Annotated in this window: 12 protein-coding genes and 1 pseudogene; 11 read left to right on the forward strand and 2 right to left on the reverse strand. The window is 76.9% G+C overall.

The genetic code is table 11. The annotated features are described in order from the left end of the window. Positions 1-526: 526 nt before the first annotated feature. On the reverse strand, positions 527-1,084 hold the full coding sequence (locus SYYSPA8_RS12050) for an NUDIX hydrolase (protein ID WP_323447092.1): 558 nt from the start codon (positions 1,082-1,084) through the stop codon (positions 527-529). Between the two features lie 65 nt (positions 1,085-1,149). Then, positions 1,150-2,466, reverse strand: coding sequence for a hypothetical protein (locus tag SYYSPA8_RS12055; protein ID WP_323447093.1), 1,317 nt, complete (start codon positions 2,464-2,466; stop codon positions 1,150-1,152). 142 nt (positions 2,467-2,608) lie between these two features. Here SYYSPA8_RS12055 and SYYSPA8_RS12060 point away from each other — a divergent pair, with 142 nt between their 5' ends. The 11 genes and pseudogenes from SYYSPA8_RS12060 (at position 2,609) to SYYSPA8_RS12110 (ending at position 17,905) form a co-directional block, all read left to right on the forward strand. Next, the gene (locus tag SYYSPA8_RS12060; RefSeq protein ID WP_323447094.1) at positions 2,609-3,613 is read left to right on the forward strand and encodes an ABC transporter substrate-binding protein; all 1,005 of its coding nucleotides are present in this window, start codon (positions 2,609-2,611) and stop codon (positions 3,611-3,613) included. Continuing rightward, positions 3,610-4,668, forward strand: coding sequence for a FecCD family ABC transporter permease (locus tag SYYSPA8_RS12065; protein ID WP_323447095.1), 1,059 nt, complete (start codon positions 3,610-3,612; stop codon positions 4,666-4,668). The genes SYYSPA8_RS12060 and SYYSPA8_RS12065 overlap by 4 nt, the downstream gene beginning before the upstream one ends. After that, positions 4,665-5,669: an iron chelate uptake ABC transporter family permease subunit gene (locus SYYSPA8_RS12070; protein ID WP_323447096.1), complete on the forward strand. Its 1,005-nt coding sequence runs from the start codon at positions 4,665-4,667 to the stop codon at positions 5,667-5,669. The genes SYYSPA8_RS12065 and SYYSPA8_RS12070 overlap by 4 nt, the downstream gene beginning before the upstream one ends. A gap of 77 nt (positions 5,670-5,746) precedes the next feature. Next, positions 5,747-6,614: pseudogene (locus tag SYYSPA8_RS12075) on the forward strand (ABC transporter ATP-binding protein). Between the two features lie 91 nt (positions 6,615-6,705). Further along, positions 6,706-6,849, forward strand: a complete 144-nt coding sequence (gene amiA, locus SYYSPA8_RS12080) for a streptamidine family RiPP (RefSeq protein ID WP_323447097.1) — start codon at positions 6,706-6,708, stop codon at positions 6,847-6,849. A gap of 163 nt (positions 6,850-7,012) precedes the next feature. After that, positions 7,013-8,485, forward strand: coding sequence for a hypothetical protein (locus tag SYYSPA8_RS38345; RefSeq protein ID WP_407705983.1), 1,473 nt, complete (start codon positions 7,013-7,015; stop codon positions 8,483-8,485). Then, the gene (locus SYYSPA8_RS12090; RefSeq protein WP_407705984.1) at positions 8,449-10,134 is read left to right on the forward strand and encodes a CocE/NonD family hydrolase; all 1,686 of its coding nucleotides are present in this window, start codon (positions 8,449-8,451) and stop codon (positions 10,132-10,134) included. Before SYYSPA8_RS38345 ends, SYYSPA8_RS12090 begins: the two co-directional genes overlap by 37 nt. 32 nt (positions 10,135-10,166) lie before the next feature. Further along, complete coding sequence (locus tag SYYSPA8_RS12095) at positions 10,167-11,534, forward strand: YcaO-like family protein (protein WP_323447384.1); 1,368 nt, start codon at positions 10,167-10,169, stop codon at positions 11,532-11,534. A 10-nt stretch (positions 11,535-11,544) separates the two neighbouring features. Continuing rightward, entirely contained in the window at positions 11,545-13,053 is a 1,509-nt protein-coding gene (locus tag SYYSPA8_RS12100) for a nitroreductase (RefSeq protein WP_323447098.1), read from the forward strand. Beyond that, complete coding sequence (locus SYYSPA8_RS12105) at positions 13,050-16,157, forward strand: ATP-binding cassette domain-containing protein (protein WP_323447099.1); 3,108 nt, start codon at positions 13,050-13,052, stop codon at positions 16,155-16,157. The genes SYYSPA8_RS12100 and SYYSPA8_RS12105 overlap by 4 nt, the downstream gene beginning before the upstream one ends. Beyond that, positions 16,154-17,905, forward strand: coding sequence for an ABC transporter ATP-binding protein (locus SYYSPA8_RS12110; protein WP_323447100.1), 1,752 nt, complete (start codon positions 16,154-16,156; stop codon positions 17,903-17,905). The genes SYYSPA8_RS12105 and SYYSPA8_RS12110 overlap by 4 nt, the downstream gene beginning before the upstream one ends. Positions 17,906-17,933: the final 28 nt, after the last annotated feature.

Raw genomic sequence — 17,933 nt, forward strand, 5'->3', positions numbered from 1 at the left:
AGGTCCTGTCGGGGTGGCGAATCCGCCAAGTCCTCTACCGTTACGGAGAGTTGTAGGGGATCCGGCCAAATCGTGGCCGACTTCCACGACTCCGCGGATCGGCCGCCCTGCCGTCGCAACCGCCGCCGTCGACCACTCGTCTTGTGGTATGTACCGACAGTCGAACGGACGGGCGCCGAGTGCGGCGGCCCCTCCCGAAAGAGCCGGAGAGCACTGACATGGAGACATCACGCAGGGCCGAGAAGGGCCGGGCCGGGCCAGCGGGCGACGACACCGTAGGCCGGACGGGGCGGTGGGCGATGTGCGCGCCCGGCGCCCACTTCGATCCGGAGTGGGACAACGGTCCGAGGTGACCGACCCGTCCGGATAGCGTGACGCCTCCGTTCCGGGACGCCGGAACGGAGACCTGCCGGAGCGGGCCCGGTCGGCCCTGTGCTCCGTACCAGGACCGACAGAACATCTGTCCTCATCGACTCAGACTTCCCCACGGGAGCGGCCCGCTGAAGCCGGCTGCCCCGTCAGCCGATCACCCGGTGAGCCGGACGAGCAGAAGGTCGAGGGCGGCGGCCCGGCCGGGTGGGGGACCGGCAGGGTCCCACCAGTGGAGGCCCGTGGTCTCCGCGTTGACGCGGAAGGGTTCGCGCCGCGCGGCCCCGCCGGTGAAGAGGGCGCCGTACTCGGTCCGCCGCGCGGGGGCGGTCAGGAACCGGGCCCATCCCGCGAACCGCAGCTCCCCGTCGGCCCGTTGCCCGCTCTCCTCCCACAGCTCCCGGGCGGCGGCGCGGCGCGGGATCTCGCCTGGCTCGATTCCGCCGCCGGGCAGTTCCCACCAGTCCCGGTACCGGTCGTGGACCAGCAGGATCCGGCCGCCGTGGCGCATGACCACCAGTGCCACCGTGACGGGAGCACCGCCCGGGGGAGTGTCCTCGGCGCCGGGGAGGAACGCGAGCAGCGCGTTCCCGCGTTCGTCCACGGCGAGCGGCCCCGGCCCCGGCCCCGTACCCGTACCTGCACCGGTGGCTGCACCCGTACCCGTATCCGTCCCCGTAGCCCTGTCGCTGTCCGTCCTTCTGTTCTCCGGCATACGGGCATGGTGCGCCGGCAAGTGCCACCGTGCCAGGCCCCCGGTGTACTGCTCCGGGCCGGTTGTCAGCGGCCCACGGTGTCCCGTTCGGCGCCGTCGCCCGGTGAGACGAGCGCGAGGCGGCCCCCGTCGTCGAGCGGAGTGGACACCGTCAGCGTGCCCAGCGAGGCCCCGGCCGCCGCGTCCACGAGCTGGATCTCGCCATGGCCGCCCCGGCTGACGGCGACCAGGTCATGGGCGGGTGAGGCGGCGATCGCCCGCCGCTGGGCCCCGTCCCAGGGGGTGTCGCCCGCGCGGGGGCGCCCGGCCATCGCGGGCAGTGGTATCCGGCCGGTGATCTCGACCGTCTCGGCGTCGACGAGGACGAGTTCGTCGCCGTCCGGGTGGACCCGCGCGAAGGCGAGATGCCGGGCGGCCACCGCGAAACGGAACACGAGCCCGGGACCGAGCGGCAGCCGGCCCGTACGCCCCTGGTCCGGCCGGTGCCACCAGGCGCAGTTGGTCCACTCGGGCCACCGCGCCGGGTCGGCCGGGCCGCCGCGTACACAGGACCAGAGCGTCCGGCGGGCGGCGTCGAACCGCAGGAAGTAGCCCCGCCCCCGGCCCTGCCAGGACAGCGCCGGCTCGGCCACCAGGCCCACCCGGGTACGCCGGGCGCGGTGCACCCCCGAGCCCGCGGCGGCGAACAGCCGTCCGCCCACGGGGTCGTACGCGTCCCCGTGGCCGTCGTCGTCGGACAGCGGCAGCTCGTGGTGGAGCGGCGCGGGCGGGCAGCCGGGCCCCGCCGCCAGCAGCTCCCGGGACCGGTGGACGGTGAACGCCCCCGGTTCGCGGTGCCGCAGCACCACCCAGCCCTCCAGCGGGTCCTCCCCGTCGCCCGGGACGACGACGGCGCCGGGCTCCCCGGCACGGGTACGGACCCGGACCGCGCGGGGTCCGCCCGCCGCGCCGAGGTCGACCACGGTCGTCACCTCGCTCCAGGGGAGTTCGTTGCGCCCGAGCCCGGTGGTGACGACGACGAGCCGGCCGGACGGGTCGGCCGCCAGGTGCTCCGCGGGCGTGGCGACCGGCGCCGACGCCGCGACCAGCGGACGCCCCCGCTCCGGCCCGTACGGATCGAGGACGATCAGCTCCCCCGCGCGGTCGTCGACGAACGCGGTGCGGCCCCCGGGCAGCGCGAGGAATCCCGCGTGCTCGGACAGGTGCACCCCGTCGAGGCCGCCGACGGTCTTTCCGGCCTGCTTTCCGGCCTGGTCTCCGACGGGCTGTCCGGCCGTCGATCCGGCCGTCGATCCGGACGGGAGGTCCAGGACCCGTACGGCTCCGGCGTGTTGGTCGGCCACCACCAGCCGGGGCGGAAGGGCATCGGGCGAGGACGGCATGGGCTGCTCCCAGGGCTCGGGGACGGATCCGCGGCGGGTTCGCAGCGGGCACGTGTCGGAAAGATTAATGGAAATGATTATCATGTGGCTCGATGTCGCACCGCAACGGCGGTGCATAAATGGACATAAGGGAGGAATTTCTGTGTTGCGTGTACGTATACGCGTCCGGACACTGCGCCGCTGGGCCGCCACCGTTCTCGCGGGAACGCTGATCACGGGGTGCGGAGCGATCACCGGTGGGGACTCCGGCGACTCCGGGGGCTCCGGGAGCGCCGCCCGGCCCGGTGGGCGCACCGACCGGAGCGTCGCCCCCATCACCCCCGCCCGCACCGTCACCGACGTCCACCGGGTGACCGTCACCACACCCCGCCCGCCCGAACGCGTCGTCTGCCTGGTGGCGCTCTGCGACGACATGCTCAGCGAACTCGGCATGGTCCCCGTCGCCACCAACTCCGAGCTGCTGGCCCACCCGCGCTTCCTCGGCAAGGAGCGGGCCGCCCGGATCCCGTCGATACCCGGCGGCTTCCTCAGCCCCGAGGCCGAGGCGGTCCTCTCCCACCGGCCCGACCTCGTGATCGGCCTCGCCGACACCCACGGCCGGCTCGCCCCCGCGCTCAAGGGCGCCACGGTGTTCTGGCCCGTACAGCCGGGCAACTGGCAGGAGAGCGTCCGCTACCTGCGGGACCTCGCCGCGCTCACCGGCCGGACCGCGCAGGCCGAACGTGCCGAACAGCGTTTTCGGGACAAGCTCGCCCGGGCCGAAAACGACCCCAGTGACCGGACCAGCCTGATCGTCTTCGGCGACGAGGAGAACTTCGGCGTCGCCACCCCCGGCACCGATGTCACCGCCGGGCTCTTCCCCCGCCTGTCGCACTACCCCTGGAAGAGCCGGGGCGTCTCCGGCGCCTACAGCCTGGAGGAGATCCTGGCCCGGAAGGTCGACGTCCTCTTCGTCGAGACGCTCACCGCGCGCGGCTCCTCGGACGGCCCCCTCGCCGAACGGCTCGCGCAGCACCCGCTCTGGTCGAAGGTCCCCGCCGTCCGCGCGGGCGAGGTCCACGAGGTCGACGCCGACGTCTGGGCCAAGGGCCGCGGCACCCGCTCCCTCGGCATCGTCCTGGACGAGGCGACGGCGAAACTGCGGTGAACCGCCGTCAGCTGCTGCTCGCGGTCTCCCTCGCCGTGGCCCTGTGCGGCCCCGCCCTCGGCACCCCGGCGATCCCCCTCGCCGAACTGCCGCACGACATCGTGGTGACCGAACTGCGGCTGCCCCGGCTGGTCCTCGCCCTCGTGGCGGGGGCCTGCCTCGGGGCCGCCGGCCTCGTGCTCCAGGAAGCACTCCGCAACCCGCTCGCCGTGCCCGAACTCCTCGGCGTCTCCTCCGGCGCCGCCCTCGGCGTCGCGGCCCCGCTCGTGCTCGCCGTTTCCGTCCCGCTCGCGCTCCAGCCCTTCCTGGCCATCGGCGGCGCCGTCGTCGGCGGCGCCCTCACCCTGCTCGCGGCCGGATCCGCGCGCGGACCGTCCGCCGTCCTGCTGTGCGGCGCGGCCGTCGCGGCGGCCCTCCAGGCCGCCCTGCTGGTCCTGATGGTCCTCGCCGACCAACTGGACCTCCAGCTCATCTACCGCTACCTCCTCGGCAGCCTCTCCGCCCGCACCTGGGACGACGTCACCGGCCTCGCCCCGTGGCTGCTCGCCGCCGTACCCGCCCTGGTCCTGTGCGCGCCCGTCCTGTCCGTGCTGCGGCTCGGGGACGACGATGCACGGGCCCTCGGAGTACGCGCGGATCGGGCGCGACTGGCCGCGCTCGCCGCTGCCATTGTCCTGATCGCGCCGGTGGTCGCGGTCTGCGGCCCCCTCGCCTGGGTCGGCTTCCTCGCCCCCCGGCTGGCCGCGTGGCTGCTCCCGGACGCCGAGGCACCGCGTCGCCTGCCCTGGGCGGCGGCGTGGGGGGCGGCCGTCGTCGCCTGCGCCGACCTCCCGGCGCGGCTCGCGCTCGCCCCCGTCGAGACCCCCGTCGGCGCCTGGACGGCACTCCTCGGGGTCCCCGTCGGCGTCCTGCTGCTCAGACGCGGTACGCGCGACCGGCGCGCGGCGGCATCGGGAACGGAGGGAGCGGAGGGATCACCGGGGACATCGGGAGCAGCGGGCACATCGGCGGCACCCGCGGCGCCGGCGGCACCGGCCGGAGGTGGCGCCCGATGAGGCGGATCGCCCTGCTCTGCGCGCTCGTCGTCGCCGCCGGCTGCGCGGGCCTCGTCGCCGGACGTGCCCTCGGCCCGGCCGGGGTGTGGGAGGTGCTGCGCGGCGGCGGCGACCCGCTCGCCCGCCATGTGGTCCTCGAACTGCGGCTGCCCCGGGCCCTGGTGGCGCTCGGCGCGGGCGCCGCGCTCGGGGTCGCGGGCATCGTCCTCCAGTCCGCGCTGCGCAACCCGCTCGCCGGGCCCGAGGTCACCGGGGTCACCCCCGGCGCCGTCCTCGGCGCGGTCGCCGCCACCGGCGCCGGAATCGCCGGCTGGCACTCGCCGGCCGCCGTGGTCGTCGCCGCCGTCGCCGGAGGGTGCGCGGGCGCGGGACTGCTGTGGCTGCTCGCCGGCCGGGAACGGGCCGACCCGCAGGGCGCCGCCGTCTACGGAGTCCTGGTGTCCGCCGCCCTGTCCGGCCTCACCGCGATGGTGCTGCTCGTCGCCCCCGGCGAACTCGGCAGCGTGGTGCAGTGGCTCGTCGGCTCCACCGAGGGCCGCGTCTGGGCGCACTGGAACCTGCTGTGGCCCTGGACGGCGGTGTGGCTCGCGGTGGCGTGGGCCCTCGCGGGCCCGCTCACCCTGCTGCTCTGCGGGGAGGACCAGGCAGCCGCCGCCGGACTGCGCCCCGGCCCGGCCCGGCTCGCCGCGATCGGCTGCGCCGTGGCGCTCACGGCGGGCGCCGTCGCCGCCGTCGGAGCGCTCGGATTCGTCGGACTGCTCGTGCCCCGGCTCGCGTTCGCGCTGCACGGCGCCGATCTGCGGACGGCGCTGCCGGGCGCCGCGCTGACCGGCGCCGCCGTGGTCGGCGGAGCGGACGCCGCCGCCCAGGCGCTGTCCAGGCTGCTGACGGAAGCCCTCGCCGCCGACCGGCTGACCGTGCCCACCGGCGCGGTCACCACCTGCGTGGGCGCGGCGCTGCTGCTGCTGGTGGCCCGCCGTACCCCGCAGGAGACGCCGTGACCCGCGATGACCGACCCCCTAACGGTACGAGGAGAGCACCCATGACCACAGCGGACCGGAAACGGAAACGGAACCGGATGCCGGACGGAGCCGCGCCGACACCGGGGGAGAGCGGGGACGGCCCGGTGCTCCGTGCCCTGGGGGTACGTTTCGGCCACCCTGGCGGGCGGGAGGTCCTGCGCGGTGTCGACCTCGCGGTCCGGGCCAGCGAGACGGTGGCCCTGGTCGGGCTGAACGGCTCCGGGAAGAGCACCCTGCTGCGGCTGTGCGCGGGCCTCTCGCGCCCCGGCGCGGGCCGGATCCTGCTCGACGGCGACGACCTCGCGGGGCTCTCCCGCCGCGCCGCCGCCCGCCGGGTCGCCCTGCTCCACCAGTCGTCCCCGCCCGTCCCCGGGATGACGGTGCGCCAGCTGGTGCGCCAGGGCCGGTACGCGGACCGGGGCCCGCTGGGGATGCTGCGCGGCGGCGACGACGCCGTGTGTGCGCGGGCGCTCGCCGACGCGGGAGCGGCCGACTGGGCGGACCGGCCGGTGGACTCGCTGTCGGGCGGTGAACGCCAGCGCGTCCGGCTGGCCATGGCGCTGGCCCAGAACACCCGCGTCCTGCTGCTCGACGAACCGACGACCTATCTGGACCTGAGACATCAGCTGGCGGTGCTGTCGACGGTCACCCGGCTGCGCCGGGAGCGGTCCCTCACCGTGCTGATGGTCCTGCACGACCTGGGGCAGGCGGCGCGGTTCGCCGACCGGATCGTCGCCCTGCGGGACGGCGTGGTCGCCGCCGACGGGCCGCCGCACGAGGTGGTGACCCCCGAACTGCTCGCCGGGGTGTTCGGCGTGGCCGGCCGGGTCGGCACGGATCCCGAGGGCGGCTGGCCGGTGTGTTACCCGGATCACCCCGTCCCGCTCCCACCACCCCTTGCGGAATGAAAATCATATTCATTAAGGTCGGTCATGTGCTCGCGACAACGGGCATGAAGCACCAGAAAAACCATCAGAAAACCCATCTGTCGTTCATCAGAAGAGGAGTTCGCGTCATGGACCAGCACAAGGTGTTCGCCCCGATCGCCGACCCGGGTCAGCTCGCCCACCTGTCCGCCAGCCACTCCAACGCGCTCGTCGAGAACCCGTTCGACGACGCTGCCGAGGCTGCTGACGCCGCCGAGGCGGGCCAGGCGTAACCACGGCATGAACCCGTGGTCGCCGTCCCGGCGGTGACCACGGGCCCACCCGCCGGGGCCGTCCGGCACTCCCCGCGCCGGACGGCCCCGGCTCCCCCTCTCCCTCCCCTTCCCCTTCACCACCGTCACCGCAGTCCACCAGCAGCAGTCGAGGAGCCCTCCCGTGAACCCCCTCCGCCTCGCCCCCGGCGCCGCCCTCGTCGCCGTACCCGGCCGGGGGCCGGCCCTGCGCACCCCCGACGGCGACTTCCTCCGGGTCGACACCGGGACCGTGCCCCCGGCGGAGCTGATGCGACTGCTCGACGGCGGGCCGCCCACCGGTGACACCCACCCCGGGGACCCGGCCACCGCGCGTCTGCTGGCGGCTTTCGATGCGGCCGGATACCTGGCCGCCGACCCGGACACCACGGACACCACGGACACCACGGATACCGGGGATGCCACCGACACCGCGGACACTGCGGATGCCCGGGACGCGGCGGACGTCTGCGGAGAGCCGGGCGCAGCGAATCCGCCAGCCGGCTGCGATGCCGTTGGACGTCTGGCCACCGGCCCGGATGCCCGGGACGCCGGAGACGTCGGCGGCGCACCGGACTCCGTGCGTCCGCCGGCCGCCCTCGATACGGCCGGACACCTGCCCACCGGCCCGGGGACCCCGAACGCCACGGAAGCCCCTGCTGTTTCGGACGTGCCCGACGCACCCGATGTCGTGCGTCTGCTGTCTGCCTTCGGCGTCGCGGGTGGCCGCGCTTCCGGCCCGGATGTCGGCGGCGTACCGGACGTCACGCGTCTGCTGGCCGCCCTTGATGCGGTCGGACGTCCTGCCGCCAGCCCGGCGATCTCGGGTACCCCGGACGCTCCGAACGCCACGAGAGCCACGGTTGCTTCGGACGCGTCCGGCGTACCGGATGCCGGGGATACGGCGGACGGCCGCCGCACACCGGACTCCGGGCGTCCGCCGGCCGGATTCGACGCGGCCGGATGCCGTCTGGCCACCGGCCCGGAAACCCCGAACGCCACCGCCGCTTCGGAGACCTCCGCCCTCCTCGCCCGTACCACCCTTCTCCTCCTCGGCGACCCCGTCCTCACCGGCCCGCTCACCGACATCGCGCGTGCCCTGGGCGCCGACCCCGTACCGGTGACGGACCCCCGGTCCCTCGGCGCGCTCGCCGCCCGCACCGGCCCCCGTACCGCCGTCGTCTGGTGTCTCGACCGGCCCGTGCCCCCCGGCCTGTGGGACATCCCCGACCAGCTCTCCCGCGACGGCGTCGGCTGGCTGCGCTGCCACCGCGAAGGCGCCCACGTCTGGCTCGAACCACCCGCCGCCGGACCGGTCGGCGTCACCGCCGCCGATGTCCGGCTGCGGCGGCTCGCCGCGACCCCCGCCCACCGCGAACTCGCCGCCTACTGGGCCGGCACCCGCACCGCCGACACCGGCCCCCGGCACACCGCCGCCTCCGCCGCGTACACGGCGGCCCTCCTCACCCGCGACCTCGTCGCCTGGGCGCGCGGCGAGCCCGGCCCCGGACATCCGCTGCTCCGCCGGCTCGACCTGAGGGACCTCACCCTCTCCGCGCACCCCGTCCTCCCGGTGCCCGCGTGCGCGCCACTGCCCGCCCCGGCGGCCACCCCGTGACCCGTACCGTCACCGTCCCGTCCGCGGGCGCCCGCCTCGCCACCGACATCCACCTCCCACAACCGGGCACCACCGGCCGCCGGAAGAAGCACCCCACCCTGCTCATCCGTACGCCCTACGGCCGCTCCGCCCACCACGCGGAGGCCCGCCGCTGGACCGAACACGGCTACGCGGTGGCCGTCCAGGACGTCCGGGGCCGCCACGGCTCCCCGGGAGCCTGGCGCCCCTACGCCCACGAAGCCGCCGACGGCGCCGCCACCCTGCGCTGGATCCGCGACCGCCCCTGGAGCGACGGCCGCACCGTCGCCGCGGGCTCCTCGTACGCCGCGTACTGCGCCCTGGTCACCGTCACCGGGGACACCACCCACCCGCCGCCCCACCCGGACGAGGCACCCGGCGCCGTCATCGCCGCCGTACCCGCCCTCGGCACCGCCGAGACCGCGCGCGAACCCTCCGGCGTGGAACGCCTCCTCGGCCGGGCCGGCTGGTGGGCCGCGCACGGCGACCGGCACGACTCCGACCCCGCCGCGCTCGACCGGCTGCTCGCCCGCGACCCCGGCCTCCTCGCCCATCTGCCGCTCACCGCCCTGCCCGCCCGGCTCGGGCGCGCGCTGCCGTCCTGGCCCGGGGTGTGGACCACCCGGTGGGCCGGACCGGTCCTCGGGCTGGCCGCCGCCGCACGCGTCCCGCTGCTCGCCATCGGCGGCACCCACGACCCGTTCGCCGCCGACACCGTCGCGCTCTGGCGCCACTGGGGCGGCCCCGCGCGGCTCGTCCTCGGACCCTGGGGCCACCGGCTCACCCGCGACCCGGGCCCCGGCGCCCGGCCCGAACACCACATCGACACCGGCCGGCTCGCCGCCCGCTGGGCCCGCGCCGTCCACGACGGCCGATTCACCGACCGTACGGAGGACACAGGCCGCACGGACGGCGCCCACCGCGCCCACGGCGCCATCGCCCTCGCCGGCAGCCCCTGGTGGTGCCCGGCGGGCCCCGCCCTGGACACCCCCGCCCACCACTGCCCCTTCGAACCCGCCGAACCGCCCCACACCTCCGGGGACCTCGGCCCCGCGCCCCCCGACGGCCCCCCGCCCGGCCGGCCCCTCGCCGCCCGGCTGCTGTACGGCGCCACCTTCCTCGCCGACCCCGCCCACCCCGTACGCTCCGACGACCTGCGCGCCGACCCGGACCGCGCCGACCGCGCCCTCCTCCTCACCGCCCCCCTCGACCACCCCGTCGACCTGCTCGGCACCGCCTCCGCGCTGCTGCGCGCCCGCGCCGACACCCCGGCCGCCGACTGGTTCGTCCGCGTCGTCGCCCTCGACCCCGAAGGGCGGGCCGCCCCCCTCGCCCTCGGCACCGCCCGCACGGCCGGGCCGCCCGGTAGCGACACCACCGTCCGCGTCGAACTCGGCCTCCTCGCCCGCCGGCTGCCCGCCGGCACCCGGCTGCGGATCGAGGTCGCCGGACACCACTTCCCCGCCCACGCCCGCAACCCCCACACCGGCGGCGACCCCGTCACCGCGACCCGGCTCCTGCCCTCCCGCCGGACCCTGCACCCGGACGGCAGCGCGCTCCTGCTGCCCGTCACCGAGGTGCGCCGCGCCGACACCGTACGACCGGACCCCGCCGAGGAGACCCACCCATGACCACCGCGCCCGTGACCACTCCGCCCCAGCCCCTGCCCCTGCCCCTGCCCCTGGAACATCTCACCGACCCCGTCTGCGGCATCGTCCGCTCCGTCGCCCCCGTACCCCACCCACGGGGGGCGCCGCCCCGCTACACCGCCATGACCGCCGAGGTGTCCGACGCCCGCCGCTTCGGCGCCTGGCCCGCGGACCGGGTCTCCCTCGGCACCACCTTCGGCGACCCCGACGGCGCCCGTGTCGCCGCCGTCGCCGAAGCCGTCGAACGCTACTGCGGCAACCGCCTCCCGCCCCCGGGCCACCCCGACGCGCCCCGCCGGACCACCGCCGCGCGGCTGGCCGCCGAGGGACAGCGCGTGTACGGGCCCGGCGACCTGCCCGCGTACGCCGACTGGCAGTACCGGCGCCCCGGCTTCCCCTACCGGCCCCTCGGCCCGGACACCCCCGCGCTGTGGACCCGCGCCGACGAGGACGGTACGGAATGCTGGGTCCCCGTCGCCCTCAGCCACCTCAACTGGCGCCAGGGCGCCCTGCGCGAGCTGCCCCGTACCCACCATCTGAACTACGCGGGCATCGCCACCGGGCAGGGCCTCGACGACGCCGTCGAACGCGGACTCCTCGAAGTCGTCGAACGCGACGCCCTGGAGCTGTGGTGGCATCTCGACGGACCCGCCCGGGGCATCGACATCGCCTCCGTGCCCGGGCTCGCCGACGACCTCGCCGGGTGCGCGCTGGAGATCAGCGTGGTCGAGATGGAGTCCGAGTTCGCGCCCTGCTTCGCCGCCCTCGCCCACGACCCCGTACGCGGCCTGTACGCCGCCGGGTTCGCCTGCCGCTTCGACCCGGCCGAAGCCGTCCGCAAGGCCGTCCTCGAAGCCGTGCACACCTGGGTGTTCACGCAGGGCACGACCGAGCCCGACGGCTGGGTCTTCCAGGCCGTCGACGCCGGGCTCCTCGCCCCCGGCCTCTACCTCGAACACCGGCCCGACCGCCGCTACCTCGACGCGGCCGGCGACGACTTCGCCGCCGTACGCGACCTCGGCGCCCATGTGCAGATCTGGCTCGACCCCCGGACGGCCCCGCTCGCCCGCCGCTTCACCCACCCCGCCCTCGGCACCGTCCCCGTCGACGCGGTCGAGCCCGGCAGCCGGGCCCGGCTCGACGCCCGCCTCGCCGCCGGCGGACACCGGGTCGTCACCGCCGACCTCACCACCGAGGACATCGCCCTGACCCCGCTGATGGTCGCCCGCGTCCTCGTCTCCGGACTCGTACCCAACGCGCCCGCCGCCTTCGGCTACTTCGGCTGCCCCCGCTTCGCGCAGGCCGCACTCGACCGGGGCTGGCGCACCGAACCGCCCGTCCGTGCAACGGACTTCACCTTGGTCCCGCCCCCGCACATGTGAGGCCACCGCCATGCCCACCACGCCGTCACCGGTCACGGCCGCCCTGGCCAGGGCCCGTTCGTCCGAACCCCCCGGCCCCGACCTGCCCCCGCGGCCCGCCGCCCGGCGGCCCCGGGGCCGGGACGGCGGACTCCCGGTGCCCGCGACGCTCGATCCGCTGCTGCGGCACTCCGTCGCCGGCCACCGGCTGCGGCCCGTACCGTCCGCGGGCGCCCTCCACCCCGTGGACCTCCACCTCCTCGCCGGGGCCGGGAGCGGCGTGGGCCTGCCCGCCGGACAGTACGCGTACGACCCCGTCGGCCACCGCCTCCACCCGGCCGGGCCCGCACCCGCAACCGCACCCGGGGACACCGCCGGGGGCGTCTTCGCGGTCCTCCGCGCCGCCCCCGGGAGGACCGTCGCCCACTACCGCCACCGGGGCTGGCCGCTGACCCTCCTGGACACCGGGCACACCGTCGCCGCACTCGTCGCGGCCGGTGCTCCGGCGTACTGTCTCGACCTGGCGGCCCGTTCACTGCCGGAACCCCGCGACGGCCGTCCCGGCGAGGACCCCACGATCCCGCTGGCTGTCGTCCGGCTCACCGCCGACGGTGACCCTGGGGCCTGGGTCCGTGCCTGGGATGCCGATGGTGACCCTGGGGCCTGGATCCGTGCCTCGGACGCCCGCGTGTCCGTGACGCCTTGGGATCGTGCGCCGGATGCCCGTGCCTCCGTGACGTCCTGGGCCCGTGCTTCCGTGACGCCCCGGCCCCCCGCCTCGGACACCCGCGCCCCCGCGACGCCCCGGCCCTGCTCCCCGGACACCCGCACCGCCGCGCCCCCACCGGAACCGGCCCACCCCGACCTCGAACAGGCGTACCGCGTACTCCGGGTACTCGCCGACGCCGGGACGCCGCACGGCACCTGGCACACCGACCACCGCCGCGCGCCCCGCGCCGTCGTCACCGCCCGCCGCAGCGCGGACCCCGGCACCCTCGCCGCCAGTGGCACCCCCGACGACGACATGCTGCTCCACGTCCTGGGGGCCGCCCGCGCCGGAGCACCCACCGGACCCCGCTGGTACCTCGCCACCGGGGGACCCCGGCCCGCGCTCCTGACCGCCCGCGCCGGACGGCTGCGCACCGAGGCCCGGGGCCCCGTCCTCCCCACCCTCGCCGCCTGGGCCGCGGGGCAGGGCTGGATCGCCCGTACCGGAGCCGTCCTCCTCGCCGCCGGGTGCCCCTCCCGGGCTTCCCCCGCCCGCGTCCGCCGCGACCACCTCCGCGCCGGGTACGGCGTCGGGCACGCCCATCTCGCGGCGACCGCCCTCGGTCTCGCCGCCCGGCCCGTCGGCTCCTGGCAACAGGCCGACCTCGGCGCAGCGCTCGGCGGCCCGGCGGGCGAGGTCTGGATCGTGCACGGCCTCGCGTTCGGCACACGGTCCCCCGCCGACGTCACCGACCTCACCGAACCCCCTGGCCTCGCAGGCCCCGGCCCGGCTCCCGCACCCCGCACACCAGAGGACACCGACCCCGCATGATGCTCCACCCGGAACTGCTGCGCGCCGCCCGGCCCGCGCGCGGCCCCCTCGCCCGGGCCACCGCCGTGCTCGCGGCCGTCGCCTGCACCCACCTCGCCCAGGCCGTCCTCCTCGCCACCGCCCTCGCGGCCGTCGCCCGGGGCGACACCGGCCCCCTCCCCGCCCTGCTCGGCGGCGTCCTCGCGGCCGCGCTCCTGAGGGCCGTCCTCGGCCCCTGGCAGCGGCGCACCGCTGTCGCCGCCGGCACCACCGTACGGACGGGGCTCCGCGACGAACTCCTCGTCCGCCTCGGCGACACGGGACCCGTACGCGGAGCGGACGACCGCGCCGGCGCCGTACGGGCCGTCCTGGTCGACGGCGTCGAGGGAGTCGACGCGTACGTCTCCCGCTACCTGCCCCAACTCGCCGTCACCTGCGTGGTGCCGCCCCTGCTGCTGACGGCCGTCGCCCTGGTCGAACCCCTGGCCGCCGCCGTCCTCGCCCCCGCCCTCCTCCTCGCGCTGCTCGCGCCCCGCTGGTGGGACGGGCTCCTCGCCCGCCGGGGGGAACGGCACTGGGGGGCGTACGAGGCCCTGTCCGCCGACTACCTGGAAGCCCTCCAGGGCATGGCCGCGCTCCGGGCCGCCGGCGCGGTCCGCGGCACGCGCGCCCGGCTCGGCCGCCGCTCCGGCGAACTCCACCGGGCGACCGTCGCCAAACTCCGTGTCTCCCTCGTCGACACCGGCATCACCGACCTGGCGGTCCAGGGCGGCACCGTCGCCGCCGTCCTCGTCGCCTGCTGGTCGGCCACGACCGGCGGCGCCACCGCGACCGGGACCTACCTGCTGCTGATGCTCGCCTCCGAATGCTTCCGCCCGGTACGCGACCTCGCCCGAGAATGGCACGCCGGCTACCTCGGCGTCTCCGCCGCCGACGGCATCACCCGCCTCCGCACCGCACCCGCCGCCGTCCCCCGCACGCCGGGACAGGACACCGGCCCGGACGCCGCGCCCGGACCCGTACCGGCCACTGGCACCGACGTCCCCCGCGCATCAGAGCCCGGCGGCCCGGCACATCCCGCGGAGGGCCACCCGTCCCCGGACACGCGGGTGGACGAACGGGCGGCGGACTCCACGGCACTCGACGCGACGGCGGGCGAGGGCGGCCGTGCCTCCAGCGTGGTGCTCCGTGTGGTGGGGGAGCCCCCAGTGTCCGGTTCCGCAGTTCGCGGTGATGGCCAACGGGCCGTGGGCGAGCCGCCGGCGCCGGACTCCGCGAAGGGTGACGGCGAGGGTTTCCGCGCGTCGGGGGATGCGTGCTCGCCCGTGGCGCCCGGCTCCGAGGCGGCGGGCGGTGACCGTGTTCCGGGCGTGGTGCTCCGGATGCTTGGTTCCGGCCAGGTGTCTGATTCCGGTGTTCGTGGTGGTGGTCGACCGGCTGTGGACGTCCCAGGGGTGCACTCTGCGGCGACCGGTGACGAGGTCTCGCGGGTGTCGGGGGAGGCACGCATGTCCGCCTCCGGCCGTACGGGCGATGCTTCGGCCGTCGTTCCCCGCGCGGTGGGGGAGCCCCGGATGCTTGGTTCCGGCCAGGTGTCTGGTTCCGCTGTTCATGACGGTGGTCAACCGGCCGTGGACGCCCCGGGGGCGGACTCCGCGAACGCTGATGACGAGGATTCCCGCACGCCCGGAGAGGCGCACCTGCCTGGTTCCGGTCGCGCCGATGGGCCCTCTGCGGCCGGGGGCGCCCTGGGCGTGGCACCCGGACCGGTGGCGGGCGGCGACCGTGTCTCCGGTGCGGTGCTCCGTGTGCCGGACGAGTCTCGGACACCTGGTTCCGGCCGGGTGTCCGCCTCCGCTGTTCACGCTGGCGAGGCTTCCCGCGCGTCGGCGGAGGCGCACGTGCCCGGTGCTGACGATGCGGCGGTCGGGGCGGCAACGGCGACCACTCGTCCCGCTCACGACGGGGACGCCCGTGACACCCGTCCCTCCGGCCCACGCACGCTCGACTCCCCGGTCTCCGGCGACCCGACCGCCGACCCGGGTACACGGCAGGACCCGGACCCGTCGGGGGTGGTGCGGACTTCCGTGCCGGGCGACGCGGGCAGCCGCATCGCCGGCCCGCGTGCGATGGACCGCCGTCCGACCGGGTCCGCGAGCGCGTCCGGTTCCGTGGCCCGTGGCGAGTCCGCGCCGGCCGACACGGAAGCCCGCACGCCCGCCACACCAGCCACAGACGCGGCGGACACCCCCGAGCCCCGGGCCACGGCCCCCCGCACGCACGACGACGCACGCCCACCCGCGACCGGGACCGCACCCCCATACGGAACCGCGACCGGCGCGCAGTCACGACGCGTACGCCCCGGCCCCTGGACCGCACCGCCCACCCTCCGCTTCGAGGACGTCCACTTCACCCACCCCGGCGCCACCCGGCCCGCGCTCGCCGGGGTCGACTTCACCGCCCCCGCCGGCCGGACCACCGCCGTCGTCGGCCCCTCAGGCGCCGGGAAGTCCACCCTCCTCGGCCTGCTCCTGCGCCACGCCGACCCCGACCGGGGCCGCGTCCTCGCCGACGGCAGGCCCCTCGCCGCCCACCCGCTCGCCGCGCTGCGCCGGGGCATCGCCGTCGTCGCGCAGGAGACCTACCTCTTCCACGCCTCCGTCGCCGACAATCTGCGCCTGGCCCGGCCCGGCGCGACCGACGGCGATCTCCGCGCGGCGGCCCGCGCCGCCGCCGTCCACGACGAGATCCTGGCGCTGCCCCACGGCTACGACACCCTCGTCGGCGAACGCGGCGCCACCCTCTCCGGCGGCCAGCGCCAGCGCATCGCCCTCGCCCGGGCGCTCCTCGCCGACGCGCCCGTCCTCGTACTCGACGAGGCGACCAGCGCCGTCCACGAACGCGGCGAGGCCGCCATCGTCCGCGCGCTGACCGCCGCCGCGCGCGGCCGGACCTGCCTGGTCGTCGCCCACCGCCTGGCGGCCGTCCGGCACGCCGACCGCATCGTGGTCCTCGACGCCGGCCGCGTCGACGCCGTCGGCGACCACACCACCCTCCTCGCCGCCGGCGGCGTCTACGCGCGCCTCGCCCACGCGGCCCTCACGACAGCGGGGCCCGCCGCATGACCATCACCGACACCGCTGTCACCAGCGACACCGCTCCCGAAACCCCCGCCCCCAGAGGCTCCCTGCGGGCCCTGCTGCCCGTGCTCCTCGCCCACCGGTCCACCACCGCCCGTACCGTCGCCGCCACACTCCTCGCACAGGCCGCGCTCGTCGCCCTCGTCACCCTCGCCGCGTACACCGTGGGCACCGCCGTCACCCGCCACACCGCCCCCGGGCCAGGAGTCGTCGCCGCGCTCGCCGCCCTCGTCGTCGTCCGTGCCGTCGCCACCTGGTGGGAGATGGACCTCTCGCACGACCTCGCCTACCGGGTCCTCGCCGAACTCCGGGTACGCGTCTTCGACGGACTCGCCCGCAGCGCCCCCGCCCGGGTCGCCGGCCGGGACAGCGGCGACCTCGCGTCGGCCGCCCTGACCGACGTCGAGGCGCTGGAGTTCTTCTACGCCCACGCCGTGGCCCAGTTCATCGCCTCGGGAACGCTGTTCTCCGCCGCGGCCGCCGTCCTCGCCGCCACCGAACCGGGCCTGCTGCCGCCCCTCCTGCTCGCCGCCGCCCTCCTCGTCCTCCTCCCGATGCTCGACGGGCGGATACGGGAGAGGCACGCCACCCGCACCCGCCACCGTGCCGCCCGGCTGTCCGCCCGTACCGTCGAAGCCGTCGACGGACTGCGCGAACTCCTCGCCTTCGGCGCCCTGGACCGGATGCGCGACCGGCTCCGCGCGGACGGCGGCGCGCTCGGCGCGGCCCAGCTCGCCGAACAGACCTGGGACGCCCGCTGCGCCGCCGCCCGCGACCTGCTGGTGACGACGGCGGTCGTCGGCGTCGTCGCGATCGCCGCGACCGGCACGGCGGCGGACTGGGCCCCCGCCGCCATGGCCTTCGCCCTGGGCGCGCTCGCCCCCGTCGCCGACGCCTCGGGCGCCGCCGGGCAGGCCGCCGGGCTGCGCGCGGCGGCGGGCCGGGTCCGGGCGGCCGCCCAGGCCCCCGCGCTCGCGCCCGAACCCGTCCGGCCGTGCCCCCTCCCGCCCGGCCCGCTGGCCGTACGGTTCCACGACGTCCACGCCGACTACGGCGCCGGGCCCGTGCTCAGCGGCGTCGACCTGTGGCTGCCTGCCGGGAGCCGTCTCGCGCTGACCGGCGCCTCCGGAGCGGGCAAGTCCACCTGCGCCCACCTCCTCGCCCGGTTCTGGGACCCCGCGCACGGCCGGGTCGAACTCGTCGCCGCCGACGGGACCGCCGTCGACATCCGCGCCGTGGCCGACACCGAACTGCGCCGCACGGTCGCCGTCGTCGGCCAGGACACCCCCCTCTTCCACGGCACCCTCGCGGAGAATCTGCGGCTCGCCGCCCCGGAGGCGGGCGACCGGGAGCTGTCCGCCGTCGCCGCCGTCACCGGGGTGGACCGGGTCGCCGCCGCCCTGCCCCAGGGCTACGACACCCTCGTCGGCGAACGCGGCGCCACCCTCTCCGGCGGCCAGCGGGCCCGGGTCGCGCTGGCCCGCGCGCTGCTCACCGGGCCGAGGGTGCTCGTCCTGGACGAGACCACCGCCCACCTGGACGGAGTCGGCGACGCCGAGGTGCTCGCCGCCCTGCCGCGCTGCACCACCCTGGTCATCGCCCACCGCCCCGCGACGATCCGCAGCGCCGACCGGATCGCGGTCCTCGCCGGCGGCCGGATCGCCCAGCAGGGCACCTGGTCCGAACTCACCGCCGCGCCCGGCCCGTTCCGGGACATCATCACCCGGGAGTGACCACGAGGGGGAGCGACCGCGAGGGGGA

Source organism: Streptomyces yaizuensis, from assembly GCF_034961445.1.
Lineage (GTDB): Bacteria > Actinomycetota > Actinomycetes > Streptomycetales > Streptomycetaceae > Streptomyces > Streptomyces yaizuensis.

Bases quoted from the DNA above. Each gene is read 5' to 3' on its own strand.
- SYYSPA8_RS12050 (WP_323447092.1), bottom strand. From the start codon at position 1,084: ATGCCGGAGAACAGAAGGACGGACAGCGACAGGGCTACGGGGACGGAT.
- SYYSPA8_RS12055 (WP_323447093.1), bottom strand. From the start codon at position 2,466: ATGCCGTCCTCGCCCGATGCCCTTCCGCCCCGGCTGGTGGTGGCCGAC.
- SYYSPA8_RS12070 (WP_323447096.1), top strand. From the start codon at position 4,665: ATGAGGCGGATCGCCCTGCTCTGCGCGCTCGTCGTCGCCGCCGGCTGC.
- amiA (WP_323447097.1), top strand. From the start codon at position 6,706: ATGGACCAGCACAAGGTGTTCGCCCCGATCGCCGACCCGGGTCAGCTC.
- SYYSPA8_RS12100 (WP_323447098.1), top strand. From the start codon at position 11,545: ATGCCCACCACGCCGTCACCGGTCACGGCCGCCCTGGCCAGGGCCCGT.
- SYYSPA8_RS12105 (WP_323447099.1), top strand. From the start codon at position 13,050: ATGATGCTCCACCCGGAACTGCTGCGCGCCGCCCGGCCCGCGCGCGGC.
- SYYSPA8_RS12110 (WP_323447100.1), top strand. From the start codon at position 16,154: ATGACCATCACCGACACCGCTGTCACCAGCGACACCGCTCCCGAAACC.